The organism is Methyloligella sp. GL2 (assembly GCF_013341275.1).
Classification (GTDB): domain Bacteria; phylum Pseudomonadota; class Alphaproteobacteria; order Rhizobiales; family Methyloligellaceae; genus Methyloligella.
The window spans coordinates 988144-1001149 of record NZ_CP054476.1; the positions used below are offsets into that span (position 1 = coordinate 988144).

Consider the following 13006-nt stretch of genomic DNA (forward strand, 5'->3'; position numbering starts at 1 on the left):
GCGGCAACCCTCTGGCAAGCATGATCGCTCCTGCGCCCAATTGCGGCTTTGTAATCTAGGGCTGTCAGAGTATGTCTCGCCCTATGCTTGTGAAACTGCTGCTGCTTTTCGTGGTCGCCTATGCGCTTGTCTGCCTTGCCGGCCGCAAGGTGCACCGTCACTTCGTCTATGTGCCGGATAAGACCTATGTCACGCCGGAGGAGGCGGGGCTCGAGGGCGTCCGGGAGGTCAGGCTGAAGACGCCTGACGGGGTGACGCTGATCGCCTGGTACAAGGCGGCGCCGGCGGGCAAGCCGACCCTTCTCTATTTCACCGGCAATGGCGGCTCGGTGGCGACCCATGCGGCGAAATTCGCCGAGATCGTCGATGCGGGCTACGGCCTCTTGATGTTGAACTACCGCGGTTACGGTGGATCGGAAGGGCGCCCGACGGAGGCCGACAATGTCGCCGATGCGGGGCTGGCCTATGCCTATCTACGAGAGCAGGGCGTGCCAGCCGACGAGATCGTCGCTTACGGCGAATCGCTCGGCACCTCGGTGGCGACCCAGCTGGCCACCGGTCACGACGTGAAGGCGCTGGTGCTGGAAGCCCCGTTCAACACCATCGTCGATGTGGGGCGGCGGCGCTGGTGGTTCCTGCCGCTTCGCCTGGTGATGGTCGATCAGTACCGCTCGCAGGATTATATCGGCGATGTCCGCGTGCCGCTCTTCGTGGTGCACGGGACGGAGGACAGCGTGATTCCGCTCGCCCTGGCCGAAAAGCTGTTCGCCGCGGCGAAGCAGCCGAAGGAGATGGAGATCTTTCCGGAGGCGGATCACAACGATCTCTACGAATATGGCGCCTTCCGCGCCATCGACCGCTTCCTGCAAAGCCTGGATGCCAAGCCGCAAGCCCGCAGCAGCAACGCAAAGAAGCCCGCAACAGCAAAGGCTGCGGGCTAACGAAAGCGGCCGGAGCTTGCCTCCGGCCTTACCTGCAATGGATCGATTACGAGCTTAGCGCGCCTTAGCGGCGGCCGCGGCCACGGCCCGGGGTCAGACCCTCGCGCTGAGCGCGCTTGCGGGCCAGCTTGCGGGCGCGACGGATGGCTTCGGCCTTCTCGCGGGCACGCTTCTCCGACGGCTTCTCGTAATAGTTCCGGAGTTTCATCTCACGGAACACGCCCTCGCGCTGCATTTTCTTCTTCAGCGCGCGGAGCGCTTGATCGACATTGTTATCGCGTACAACGACTTGCACTTGAGTGCTATCTCCGAATAGTGATCTTTAGAGGATCGAAGCGGGTCCAAGCCACGCCTATCGGCGAGCGGCCGACCTCAAATCTGGGGCGTTCTCTAACAAATGACCCGCCGCTTGTCCAGCGAGCATAAGCGTTTTCAGCCTCCGGAAATATTCCCGCGCTATCTTGGCTCCAGGCCTTTCTTACTGGGGAATTCGGCATGAAGGTGCTGCTCTACACCTTCGGCACGCGCGGAGACGTCCAACCCTTTGTGGCGCTCGGCGTGGCGCTGAAGCAGCGCGGCCACGAGGTAACGTTGTGCACGGGCAAGGGCTATGACTGGCTGATCGAGGCCTATGGGCTCACCCCGGCGACGGTTTCGATCGATTATCGGGCCATCATCAAGACCCCGGTCGCGATCGAAGCCTTCCGCAGTATTTCAGGGCGATTCAAGGCGTTACGGGAATTCAAAGGGGTCATCCGCACCCAGTTCGACGAGATGTGGACGGTGGCGCAGGAGGTGCGGCCCGACGTCATCGTGTATCACCCGCGGGGCTTTGCCGCGCAGCATATCGCCGAGGCGCTGCAGGCGGTGGCGATCCCTTCGACGCTGCAGCCGGCCTTCGTGCCGACGGGCGCGTTTCCCAATCCGCTGACGCCGTTGCCGGATATGGGCTGGCTCGGCAACCGGCTGAGCCACGATCTGATCGACCGGGTGACCCGCTGGGCGCAAAGCTCGCTGATCGGGAAATGGCGCGAATCCAAGCTCGGGCTGACCTCCAAGGGACAGGTAAATTTCTTCGAGGGCTACGATCCGCAAGGGCGCCTGCGCCAGCGGCTGCATGCCTATAGCCGCTATCTGGCGCCGCCGCCCGACGATTGGACCGAGCGGGAGCGGGTCACCGGCTATTGGTTTTTGAACCGGGCGGAGCAGTTTCAGCCGCCGCCTTCGCTAGAGGCCTTCCTCGCCGCCGGGCCGCCGCCGGCCTATGTCGGCTTCGGCAGCATGCCGGCGGCCAATGTGAAGCGGCAGACCCGCATGGTGATCGAGGGCCTGCGCCGGGCCAAGATGCGCGGCGTGCTCGCTTCCGGCTGGGGCGGGCTCGACGCGGTGCCGGCCGACGATATCTACAGCCTGGAATCGGTGCCGCATGACTGGCTGTTCCAGCGCTGCGCGGTGGTGGTGCATCACGGCGGCGCCGGCACCACTCATGAAGGCTTGCGCTGGAGCCGGCCGACGATCGTCTGTCCGATGGGGATCGATCAGCCCTATTGGGGCCGCATGGTCCATGCGCTGGGCGCGGGGCCGAAGATGGTGCCGTTGCGCTCGCTGACGCCGGGCGGGCTGGCAAAAGCGCTGGAGCAGGCGAAGAGCTGGAGCATCGTCTCGCGCGCCGCCGAGATCGGCACGGCGATCGGCCAGGAGAAGGGCGCCGAGGACGCGGCCGAGATGATCGACACCTTGTCTTTTTAAGTTGCGCTACCGGCCTCTGGCCTACTTGAGCGCTTGTTTAGGTGCGCTATCGGGCTTTTGTTTGCCCTACCGCTTCGCTGCTTGAGGGCTCTGCGGACCATGACGATAGAGCAGCGGAGCGAGCACCTATTTCCTTCGTCATTGCCGGGCTTGACCCGGCAATCCATGAATACCAGGGCCTGTTGAAAGAGCTACCACGGAGGTCATGGATCCCCGGCACAAGGCCGGGGATGACAAACGTGGGGAGAGGGCGTGAGCTACTCAGACTCGCGTCAAATTCAGTCGTCATGCCCGGACTTGATCCGGGCATCCACGCCGTTACCGCGCAGCTCGGGGAGCGGTGCTCTTAAGCGTAGGGCGCAAGCGGGTTGGAAACGGCATGGATTGCCGGGTCAAGCCCGGCAATGACGAAGGAGGAAGACGGGGGGCACGTAGCATCGGTCAAATTCAGTCGTCATGCCCGGGTTTATCCCGGGCATCCACGAATGAGTGCGGTGCTTTTGCGAAAGACGTGGATGGCCGGGACACGCCCGGCCATGACGAAGGCGGAAAGGCGGGGGGCCTCATGGTTCGAGACACGCTTCCTTCGGAAGCGCCCTCACCATGAGGAGCACGAGCCTAAGACCGCCTCATCCTGAGGGCGAGCGCAGCTCGCGTCTCGAAGGAGAGGCGGTCCTGTTGGGATCCTGCTGCTAAAGCGTCGTCTTGGGGAAGATGCGGGTGATGTGGCCCATCTTGCGCCCCGGTCGAGCCTCGGCCTTGCCGTAAAGATGCACCGCCATGCGCTCGTCGGCGGCAAACTCGCGCCACTTGCCGGCATCGTCGCCGATCAGATTGGTCATCATGGCGTCGCTATGCCGGCCGGTGGCGCCGAGCGGCCAGCCGGCAATGGCGCGGATATGGTTCTCGAACTGGCTGACCAGGCAGGCATCCAGGGTCCAGTGGCCGGAATTGTGCACCCGCGGGGCGATCTCGTTGACCACCAGCTCCGGGCTGTCGCCCGGGCAATGGAACATCTCCACGCAGAGCACGCCGACATGGTCGAGGGCGGCGGCGATCTTGCCGGCGATGTCGCGGGCGGCATCGGCGCATTCGTCGCCGACAGTGGCGGGGGCCCGGCTGACGGCGAGGATGCCGTCCTGGTGCTGGTTCTCTATTGGGTCGTAGAAGCCGAGCGCGCCGTCCCGACCGCGGGCAACGAGGACGGAGATCTCGCGCTCGAAGGCGACCAGGCCTTCCAGAATGGCCGGCTGGCTGCCGATGGCGGCGAAGGCTTCCTCCGCCTGATCGGCACCGCGGACCATGGCCTGGCCCTTGCCGTCATAGCCGAAGCGGCGGGTCTTCAGCAGGGCCGGTGCTTTAATGGTCTGAAGCGCCTCTTTCAGGTCGGCGACCGAATCCACCTTGGCGAAAGGCGCCACCGCAATGCCGAGGCTCTCGACGAATTGCTTCTCGATCAGCCGGTCCTGGGTGGTGGCGAAGGAGCGCGCCGGGGGATGAAGCTGCGCCTTGCTGGCGGCGGCCTCCAACGCGGCGGCGGCGACATTCTCGAACTCGCAGCTGACGACGTCGACCTCTGCGGCGAAGGCGGCGATCTTTTCCGCATCGTCATAGGCGCCGATCACGGTCTTGTCGGCAACTTGCGAGGCCGGCGAGTCCGGGCCGTCGGCATAGATATGGGTCTTGAGCCCGAGCTGGGCGGCCGCGACAGAGAGCATGCGGCCGAGCTGGCCGCCGCCCAGAACGCCGATGACGCCACCGGGCGCTAAAGGATCAGGCATCTTCGGGAGTCTCGGCGATGGAATCTGTTTGAGCTTGGCGCCAATCGGCGACGCGGATGGCGAGCGCTGCATCTGCCAGCGCGAGGATCTGCGCGGCGAGCAGGGCGGCGTTCTTGGCGCCGGCCTTGCCGATGGCCAGGGTGCCGACGGGAATGCCGCCCGGCATCTGGGCGATGGAGAGCAGGCTGTCGAGGCCTTTGAGGGCTTTGCTCTCGATGGGAACGCCGAGCACGGGCAAGGCCGTCATCGAGGCGGTCATGCCGGGCAGATGCGCCGCGCCGCCGGCGCCGGCGATGATCACCTTCAGGCCGCGGTCCTGCGCTTCCTTGGCGTAGGCGTAGAGCCGGTCGGGGGTGCGGTGCGCGGAGACGATGCGGGTCTCGTACGAGACGCCGAGCTTATCGAGGATGTCGGCGGCGTGTTTCAGGGTCGGCCAGTCGGACCGGCTGCCCATGATGATGCCGACGACGGGAGAGCCGCTGGTGCTGTTTGGCGCTGGATCGCTCATTCCAGATATCCTTCGGCGCAAAGTCCGCGCCGTTCCCGGAAAAGCGCGCGATTATAGGGGTGCGCGGGGGCTTGGCAAGGTGGCGGCGTAATAACACGCCTCTTAAGCGATGATGTCGGGGAGGAGGGTGTCCTCGATGCGGGAGATTTCATCCTTCAGCAGGAGCTTCTTCTTCTTCATGCGGCGAAGCTCGAGCTGGTTGCCATAGCCGGAATCCTCGAGCGCATTGATGGCGCTGTCGAGGTCGCGATGCTCCTGCTTCAAGCGAGCCAGAGCGTGCTGGAGCTCTTCCAGCTCCTCGCTATCCATGGCTGTCCTCGACCCCCTTCAAGCCTTGGCCGGCCGGCTCTCTCAGGCTGCGGCCGGCTCCCCCAGGACGGGCGGAGTATTGCGATGAATGGCGCCAAGCGCAAGGCGCCAGGGCAGAGCGGGCGGTGCTGTGAGATTCGGTCGCGGCCTGAAATAATTCGTGACCCTTTTGCGAACCCTGCGCGTTAGACAAGCCCAGCCGTTTGGTCCAAACTGAACGGCCCTGGACCAGCCATTATGGAGGTCTGAATATGGCGCTTGAAGCACATCTCTCGGAGCTTTCCCACAAGCACAGGACTTTGGAGCGTAAGATCGAGCAGGAGGAGGCCAGACCGATGGCCGATCCGCTGAAGATCACCGATTGGAAGCGCAGGAAGCTACGTCTCAAGGACGAGATGGAGCGCCTCAAACATCAGGTACAGCATTAGAGTCTGAGGTCGGACGCAAGGCCGGCTGGCAGCGCGTTCATTGCAGCGAACGCGGGGCTAGAACTCCGCGTCCTCGCTCGCGCGCAGCCAGTCGCGCGCCTCCTCCTCTTCGCCCGGCTTGAAATAGCGCACTTCGCAGCGGGAGAAGGGTGCGACGAGCTCCGACCACAAGTCGACGATCTTGGCTTCGCAGACCACCGCGCAGCGGGTGAGATCCTTCAGGTGGCGCAGGCTGAAGCGGATGTCGTGCCAGAAGGCGGTGGCGTCCATGCCTTCGAAGCTCTCGACGATCTCGAGCACGCGGATATCGCCGTGGCGGGCGATGAACGCCTCCAGCTTGGCGGCGACGGCGTCGAATTCCTCGGTCGAGACGCGGCCCGAAACGGTGATCTCGGCGGTCTTGGCGTTGTCGGATTCCTTGTAGCTCAGCATTGTCCTTCCCTTTGGCGCCCGGCGCAGCTCGCCCCTTGCGTGCCGCCGAGTGTATCGGCGCGGTCCTAGCCTTGCCAGCAGCCATGTTCGGCCATGACGGTTTATGTATGCCCGTTTACGCGGCGGGTTTTGCCGGCGGTACGGCCCGATTCCCGTCAAACGGGTGAGGCGCGACCGTTACCGGAACGATCCTCATAGACAACTCGTTAACCAGCCAAGTGACGCTGCGCAATTGCGGGGGGCGGGAGCTTCGCAAGCCGGCGAAAGGAGCTTGGTTATGACCAGATTGGTGATGATGCTTTGGATGGCGAGCGGAGCGGTCTTCGTTCTCGGCGTCTTTCTGCTCGCCCAATCCAATCTCGGACCGCAGGACACGCGTGCCGCCCGCCAGGACGCGATGCTGGCGGCCGCGCCGCGGGTGAATGAGAGCGCTGTCGCGCGAGCTCCGGTGACGCACGAGACGGCCTGGCAACCGGTCCTGGCCGAAAACGATGTGCAGCAGGCAAACGGCCAGCCGCCGCTGCCGCCGAAGCGGCCGGATCAGCCGGCGCGCTGGACCCAAGTTTCCGGGACGGATGCGGTGCTGCGCGCATCGCCGGACGAGGCGGCGGCGATGATCGCCGGCTTCCCGGTCGGCTATAGGCTGAGCCTTCTGTCAGAGCAGGGCGGCTGGGCCAAGGTCGAGGAGCCGAAGAGCCGCACGGTCGGCTGGATGCAAGTTTCGCAGCTGGACGGCAATGGCAGCCCGGTGGCCAGCACCGGCCGGTCGGGATCGCGTATCGCCATGGCGGAAAGTAGCGATGACATGAATGCTCCCGCGGTGCATGACCGCCGTGTCGCTCGCCGCAACGGGCCGATCGCCAATCTGTTGCGGGCTCTGGGCGGGCGCTAGCCGCGCTTTGCCGAAGAGGCGCCAAGAGCGAGAACGCCAAGCGCGCAAAGAGCGCTAACAGCGCTTCGAAGAAGAGCGGTTATCCCGGAGCGGCCGGGTCACGCCGGCTTGGTCCTCCGGGTCGACCACCTTGCTGAAGGTGGCGATGTCCTTGGCCAGGAAATAGTTCAGCATGGTGCGGATGAAGGCGATGGCGCCGAGCTTGCCGATATCGTCCCAGGTCGGGCTGATGGCGGTGTGCACGATGTCGGCGGCGAGCGCGAATTCCAGGGCAAGCAGGATCCAGGTGGCGAATTTCAGCCAGATGACGCGGCCCTGATAGGCGGTGGGCTCGCGCTTGGCAAAGGCCTGGAACAGCAGGATCAGGGCTTCCGAGGCGCCATAGGCGACGACCAGCACGGCACCCGCCTCGATCGCCAAGGCGACGAAACCGGCAATCTCCTTGAACTGGTCCTCCAAACCCAACGGACGCCCCCCGATTGATTCGCGTGAGATCTAGTGTCCGCGAGGGGAGGCGTCAGGCCAATGGATTTTGTGAAATCGTCTACAACTCCCCGGTGAGGAATTGCGGCCTTCCATAGCCGAAGGACCAGTCTTCGTCGCTATTCTCCACCATGGTCACCACCACGTCGGAGGGGGCGATGCCGCATTGGCTGGAGAGCTCCTCGGTGAGAAGGCGGTAGAAGGCCTCCTTCTGATCTTTCGGCCGCGGCCGGGTGGTGATCTGGAAGAACACCACATCGCGGGTGCGCTGGATGCCGAGGCCGGTATCCTCGATCTTCATATGCTCGGCGGGATGCTCGGAGAGGATCTGATAGCGGTCGCCTTCCGGCACCTTGAAAGCGGCCAGGACGGCGCGGTGCGTGGCGTCGAGGAGCGCCTGGCTCTCCTCCTCGGTGCGGCCTTCAATGGTGTCGATCTTGATCAGAGGCATTCGCAATCTCCTGCGGGCGCTAAGTATTCTTGGCGCAATGGGGTGCAATTAACCCTTGCGGACCTTACCTGGAAACTATCCCGCGCTGTTTTTGGTTTGCATTTGCGGGGTATCGCTCAAAGCCGGCCTGTGGGGCAACCCAGCATCGGCTTTTCATTTGAGACCAAGACCTAGGAGAAACGTCTTGCGTAAATTCATTCTTGCCATTGCGACCGGGGCCGGGCTCGGGATTGCGGCCTTCGCCGCGCCGGCTTCGGCGCTGCCGGTCGGGGCCTCGGCCGCGTCGGGCGCCGGTAGCGCTGCTGCCGTTGCCGGCGGTGATGTGGTGCAGGTCGGCTGGCGCCGCTACTGCTATTACCATCCTTACGATTATCGCTGCCGCGGCGGCCGTCCCGGCGTTTCGGTGCGTGCGCCTGGCGTGAGCGTTGATATCGGGCCGCGCCGCTATGTCGGTCCGCGGGTCTATTACCGGCACTACAAGCCGTATAAATACAAGAAGCGCTGGAAATATCGCCGGCGCTACTGGTAGCGACCGGTGCAATGAAAAGCCCGCCCTTTGAGGCGGGCTTTCTTTTGGCCTACCTCATGGATGTGCGTCTTGACGGGGCGCCCTGTCGAAGAGGCCGGCCAGGTCTGCAAGGCTCTCATCCATCCGGTTGCAGAGGTCGGAGATGATTGGCAGCAGGTAGGGTCTGCGCACTAGACGCTCGGAAAGCTCGTGCCACCCTCCTTCCGTGCCGATCCGACCGATAGCTTCGCGGCCTGCGTCCTCATCGGCGATCGCAAGTGCATCGGCCAGTTTCAGAGCGTCGGCGAGCTCCGTTTCCGCCTTAACACCAGTCCGGTGGTCATGGGCGCGGATGGCCTCGAGGGCGTCGGAAGGTAGGTCGTCAGCTAACCACTGGGCAGTCAGGATCCCGTGAAGCTGGCGATTGCCCTTGGTTTCGGTCTCGTCGAGGTCATGGCAGAGCCCGACGACCTCCCATAGGTCTGCGTTTTCCTGCGACTTTTCCGCAAGCTGCCGCATCAAATGCGCCACGACCCGGCAGTGGGTGGCCTTCGGGCTATCGCCCAAATGGGCCTTCAACTTGGCATGAGCCTGTTCGATCGTGATCAATGTGAGAGTTTCAGCAAAGAACGGGGCTGCAATGTCTTGAGGGTGCCAGGAGCATGCGGCCGAGGCGGCTTAGACCTCTTCGGTCATCTCGCGCAGCTTGAACTTCTGGATCTTGCCGGTGGAGGTGCGCGGCAGCTCGGTGAACACCACGAAGCGCGGGCATTTGAAATGGGCGAGCCTGTCGCGGCAATAGGCGATGATCTCGTCTTGCGAGATCTCCGTGCCGGGCGCTACCTCGACGAAGGCACAAGGGGTCTCGCCCCATTTCTCGTCCTGTTTGGCGACCACGGCGGCGGCAGTGATGGCCGGGTGCTTGTAGAGCACGTCCTCCACCTCGATGGAGGAGATGTTCTCGCCGCCGGAGATTATGACGTCCTTGGAGCGGTCTTTGAGCTGGATATAGCCGTCCGGGTGCAGCACGCCGATATCGCCGGAGTGGAACCAGCCGCCGGCGAAGGCCTCTTCCGTGGCGTGGCGGTTCTTCAGATAGCCCTTCATCACGATATTGCCGCGGAACATCACCTCGCCCAGGGTCTCGCCGTCGGCGGGCACCGTCTCCATGGTCTCCGGATCCTTGACCGTGAGGCCTTCCAGCGCGTGGTAGCGGACGCCTTGGCGGATGCGCAGGGCCATGCGTTCGGGATGCTCCAGATCGTCCCATACGTCTTTCCACTCGTTGAGCGTCGCCGGACCGTAGGTCTCGGTCAGCCCATAGAGATGGGTGAGGTGGAAGCCGGCATCGTCCATGGCGGCGAGCACGGCGGCGGGCGGCGGGGCGGCGGCGTGGTTGAAGGCGACCTTATGGTCGAAGTCGCGCTTTTCGTCCTCGCCCGCCTGCAGCAGCACCGACATGACGATGGGCGCGCCGGAAAGATTGGTGACCTTGTGCTCGGCGATGGCGTCATACATCGGCTTGGCACGCACCTGGCGTAGGCAGACATGGGTGCCGGAGACCAGCGACAAGGCCCAGGGAAAGCACCAGCCATTGCAGTGGAACATCGGCAGCGTCCACAGATAGACGGGATGGGTCTGCATGCCGGTGGCGATGGTGTTGGCGTAGCACATCAGCGCCGCGCCGCGATGGGTATAGACCACGCCCTTTGGGTTGCCGGTGGTGCCGGAGGTGTAGTTCAGCGAGATGGCGTTCCATTCGTCGGTCGGCATCTGCCAGGCGAACTCCGGATCGCCGGACTGGACGAAATCCTCGTAGTCCAGATCGCCGAGGCGCTCGCCCTCGATGCCCATCTCGGTATCGGCATAGGCGATCAGCTTTGGGTGCACGCTGGCCTGGGCTAGAGCCTCCTTCATGGCGGGGGTGAATTCGGTGTCGGTAATCAGCAGCTTGGTCTCGGCGTGATCGAGCTGGAAGGCGATGATCGGCGGATCGAGACGAGTGTTGATGCAATGCAGCACTGCGCCGATCATTGGCACCGCGTAATGGGCCTCCAGCATGGAGGGGGTGTTGGACAGCATCACCGAGACGGTGTCGCCGGGGCCGATGCCGGCCTGAACTAGTGCGCTCGCAAGGCGCCGGGCGCGGGTATAGAACTCCCCATAGGGAATCGCCAAGCTGCCATGGATGATGGCGGTGTGGTCCGGATAGACCATGGCCGCCCGCTCCAGAAACACGGTGGGCGTCAGCGGCTGATAATTGGCCGGCGTCTTATCCAGATGAAAGTCGTAAGGACTCGTACTCATGCTTCTTCATCCCCCCTACGGAGGGTCTAAAGAAGCAAGTCAGCGCGGTTCCATCAACGGGAATATGAACGATCCGACCGGAAATTTGCACGAAGGCGCCATGAGGCCCCGAAAGAGGCGGATTCCTCAAGGCGGACACGGCGTTAGCTGCGCGTGTCTTCTTCCTCGTCCGTATCGGTCTCGCCGGCCTCTTCCTCAGTAGCGGCGTTTTCGGCAGCGTTATCCTGATCGCCGTCCTCAGCGCTCTCGTCGTCAGCACTTTCGTCTTCAGAGCTTTCGGCCGCCGGGACGTGGTCGAGCGGATCCTCGCTCTCCGCCTGCTTCAGCTGCTCCAGCTTGGCGAAGACGGAATCGGGATCGGGCGTATCGTCGTCGGTCTCGCGCTCCGAATGGCCCATCATGGCCTCGGCCTCGCGGGCGAACACAGCGCCGGGAGATTCGTCGAACGGAGCCGGGGTCTCGGTCTCCTCCATGGTGCTCTCCTCGGCGGAGAGCAGGGTGCCGGCCTTGGGCTCGGGCTCGCCGCGGGCCTTGCGCTCACGCTCAAGACGCGCCGCGGCCTTCTTCACCTCGGCGTCGAGGTCGATCTGCGAGCAAAGCCCCAGCGTAACCGGATCCTGGGCCTGCAGATTGGCCGAGTTCCAATGGGTGCGCTCGCGGATCGCCTGGATGGTCGGTTTGGTGGTGCCGACCAGGCGCATGACCTGCGAATCCTTGAGCTCCGGATGGTTCTTGGTGAGCCAGAGAATGGCATTGGGCCGATCCTGGCGCCGCGAGACCGGCGTATAGCGCGGGCCCTTCTTGGTCTTGACCTCAGGCACCTCGACCTTCGGCTCGGCGAGCTTCAGGCGGTAGGAGGACTGCTCCTCGGCTTTGCGGATTTCCTCGCGGGTGAGCTGGCCGGAAGAGATCGGGTCCATGCCCTTGATCCCTTGGGCCACGTCGCCATCGGCGATGCCTTTCACCTCCAGGACGTGGAGATGGCAGAATTCGGCGATCTGGTCGAAGGTGAGCGAGGTGTTGTCCACCAACCAGACGGCGGTTGCCTTCGGCATCAAGGGGATACGGTCCATGGGTCCTTCCAAACCTTATAGAATCCGGCTGTGCTCTCGCCCCCTTCCGGCGCGAGAGCCACGAGATAACGATGAAGGGGATAGGCTCTATATAGGGCGTGACGGTTTGGTACGCAAATGGTTCCGTGACACCCTTGCCGTCAGCCCCGCTCCACGGTGAGCACGATCTTGCCGATATGGTGGGGGTTATCGATGCGCTCATGGGCCTTTGCCGCGTCGGCGAGATCGAAGGTGGAGTCCATGATGGGGGCGAGCGTGCCGTCTTCCACCAGGGGCCAGATCTCCGCTTCGATGGTCTTGGCCATGACGGCTTTGGCCTTGTCGGACTGGGCGCGCAAGGTGGAGCCGGTCAGGGTCAGGCGGCGCATCATCAGCCGCATCAGGTCGAGCTCGACCTTGGAGCCTTGCAGGAAGGCGATCTGCACGATGGTGCCTTCGGTGGCCGCGGCGTAGATATCCTTCTGCACGTAGTCGCCGCCGACCATGTCGAGGATCACGTCGGCGCCGTGGCGCTCGGTCACCTGTTTCACCACCTCGACGAAGTCTTCCGTCTTGTAGTTGATGGCTTTGGTGGCGCCGAGCTCCTCGCAGGCATGGCATTTCTCGTCGGTGCCGGCGGTGACGATCACCTTGGCGCCGCGCAGGACCGCCATCTGGATCGCCGTGGTGCCGATGCCGCTGGAGCCGCCATGCACCAGCAGCCAGTCTCCAGCCTTCAGTCCGCCACGCTCGAACACGTTGTGCCAGACGGTGAATACGGTCTCCGGCAGGGCGGCCGCTTCGGTGAAGGAGAGGGCTTTCGGCTTGATCAGGGTGGTGGCCTCTGGGGCGACGGCATATTCGGCATAGCCGCCGCCATTCACCAGGGCGCAGACCTCGTCGCCCGCCTTGAAGCGGGTGGCGCCTTGGCCGGTGCCGACGATCCGGCCGGCAACCTCCAGGCCGAGCAGGTCGGATGCGCCTTTCGGCGGCGGGTAGAGGCCTTTTCGCTGCAGCACGTCGGGCCGGTTCACGCCGGCGGCGTGAACCTCGATCAGCACCTCGCCTTCGCCCGGCTCCGGCATGGGGCGCGATGCGGTCTGCAACACGTCGGGCGCGCCGGCCTCGCGGGCTTCGATGACGGTGATGGTCGATGGCAGCATGG

Annotated in this window: 16 protein-coding genes; 5 read left to right on the forward strand and 11 right to left on the reverse strand. The window is 64.1% G+C overall.

Translation table 11 applies throughout. The features are described from left to right. The first annotated feature begins 83 nt into the window (after nucleotides 1–83). Nucleotides 84–941 (forward strand): alpha/beta hydrolase, encoded by an 858-nt coding sequence (locus HT051_RS04640; RefSeq protein ID WP_174540947.1) that lies wholly within the window; start codon nucleotides 84–86, stop codon nucleotides 939–941. Between the two features lie 64 nt (nucleotides 942–1005). Here HT051_RS04640 and rpsU read toward each other — a convergent pair whose 3' ends face one another. Then, entirely contained in the window at nucleotides 1006–1236 is a 231-nt protein-coding gene (gene rpsU / locus HT051_RS04645; RefSeq protein ID WP_174540948.1) for a 30S ribosomal protein S21, read from the reverse strand. Between the two features lie 200 nt (nucleotides 1237–1436). Between rpsU and HT051_RS04650 the strand changes: the two genes are divergently transcribed. After that, nucleotides 1437–2690 carry a glycosyltransferase gene (locus tag HT051_RS04650; RefSeq protein ID WP_174540949.1) on the forward strand — a complete coding sequence of 418 codons (1254 nt, stop codon included), beginning with the start codon at nucleotides 1437–1439 and terminating at the stop codon, nucleotides 2688–2690. A 692-nt stretch (nucleotides 2691–3382) separates the two neighbouring features. Here HT051_RS04650 and HT051_RS04655 read toward each other — a convergent pair. From HT051_RS04655 to HT051_RS04665, 3 genes are all read right to left on the reverse strand, one after another. Further along, on the reverse strand, nucleotides 3383–4471 hold the full coding sequence (locus HT051_RS04655; protein ID WP_174540950.1) for a 5-(carboxyamino)imidazole ribonucleotide synthase: 1089 nt from the start codon (nucleotides 4469–4471) through the stop codon (nucleotides 3383–3385). Next, complete coding sequence (gene purE / locus HT051_RS04660) at nucleotides 4464–4979, reverse strand: 5-(carboxyamino)imidazole ribonucleotide mutase (RefSeq protein ID WP_174540951.1); 516 nt, start codon at nucleotides 4977–4979, stop codon at nucleotides 4464–4466. Before purE ends, HT051_RS04655 begins: the two co-directional genes overlap by 8 nt. A gap of 102 nt (nucleotides 4980–5081) precedes the next feature. Then, complete coding sequence (locus HT051_RS04665) at nucleotides 5082–5288, reverse strand: YdcH family protein (RefSeq protein WP_174540952.1); 207 nt, start codon at nucleotides 5286–5288, stop codon at nucleotides 5082–5084. 251 nt (nucleotides 5289–5539) lie between these two features. On the opposite strand from HT051_RS04665, the gene HT051_RS04670 reads away from it, so the two are divergent. Further along, complete coding sequence (locus HT051_RS04670; protein ID WP_174540953.1) at nucleotides 5540–5716, forward strand: YdcH family protein; 177 nt, start codon at nucleotides 5540–5542, stop codon at nucleotides 5714–5716. 57 nt (nucleotides 5717–5773) lie between these two features. Here HT051_RS04670 and HT051_RS04675 read toward each other — a convergent pair whose 3' ends face one another. Continuing rightward, nucleotides 5774–6148 (reverse strand): STAS/SEC14 domain-containing protein, encoded by a 375-nt coding sequence (locus HT051_RS04675; RefSeq protein WP_174540954.1) that lies wholly within the window; start codon nucleotides 6146–6148, stop codon nucleotides 5774–5776. Between the two features lie 277 nt (nucleotides 6149–6425). Here HT051_RS04675 and HT051_RS04680 point away from each other — a divergent pair, with 277 nt between their 5' ends. After that, nucleotides 6426–7040 (forward strand): SH3 domain-containing protein, encoded by a 615-nt coding sequence (locus tag HT051_RS04680; RefSeq protein WP_174540955.1) that lies wholly within the window; start codon nucleotides 6426–6428, stop codon nucleotides 7038–7040. 54 nt (nucleotides 7041–7094) lie between these two features. Here the strand turns inward: HT051_RS04680 and HT051_RS04685 are convergent, their stop codons facing one another. Both HT051_RS04685 and HT051_RS04690 read right to left on the reverse strand, forming a co-directional pair. Continuing rightward, entirely contained in the window at nucleotides 7095–7505 is a 411-nt protein-coding gene (locus HT051_RS04685; RefSeq protein ID WP_246810178.1) for a DUF1622 domain-containing protein, read from the reverse strand. A 79-nt stretch (nucleotides 7506–7584) separates the two neighbouring features. Then, nucleotides 7585–7974, reverse strand: coding sequence for a tautomerase family protein (locus HT051_RS04690; protein ID WP_174540956.1), 390 nt, complete (start codon nucleotides 7972–7974; stop codon nucleotides 7585–7587). A gap of 184 nt (nucleotides 7975–8158) precedes the next feature. Between HT051_RS04690 and HT051_RS04695 the strand changes: the two genes are divergently transcribed. After that, nucleotides 8159–8503: a hypothetical protein gene (locus tag HT051_RS04695; protein ID WP_174540957.1), complete on the forward strand. Its 345-nt coding sequence runs from the start codon at nucleotides 8159–8161 to the stop codon at nucleotides 8501–8503. 54 nt (nucleotides 8504–8557) lie between these two features. On the opposite strand, the gene HT051_RS04700 is transcribed toward HT051_RS04695, so the two are convergent. From HT051_RS04700 to HT051_RS04715, 4 genes are all read right to left on the reverse strand, one after another. Continuing rightward, nucleotides 8558–9091 carry an HD domain-containing protein gene (locus HT051_RS04700; RefSeq protein ID WP_174540958.1) on the reverse strand — a complete coding sequence of 178 codons (534 nt, stop codon included), beginning with the start codon at nucleotides 9089–9091 and terminating at the stop codon, nucleotides 8558–8560. A 69-nt stretch (nucleotides 9092–9160) separates the two neighbouring features. Beyond that, nucleotides 9161–10789, reverse strand: coding sequence for an acyl-CoA synthetase (locus HT051_RS04705; protein WP_174540959.1), 1629 nt, complete (start codon nucleotides 10787–10789; stop codon nucleotides 9161–9163). Nucleotides 10790–10932: 143 nt separating this feature from the next. Continuing rightward, entirely contained in the window at nucleotides 10933–11862 is a 930-nt protein-coding gene (locus tag HT051_RS04710) for a DUF1013 domain-containing protein (RefSeq protein ID WP_174540960.1), read from the reverse strand. A gap of 140 nt (nucleotides 11863–12002) precedes the next feature. Next, nucleotides 12003–13004: an NAD(P)H-quinone oxidoreductase gene (locus tag HT051_RS04715; protein ID WP_174540961.1), complete on the reverse strand. Its 1002-nt coding sequence runs from the start codon at nucleotides 13002–13004 to the stop codon at nucleotides 12003–12005. Nucleotides 13005–13006 lie beyond the last annotated feature (2 nt).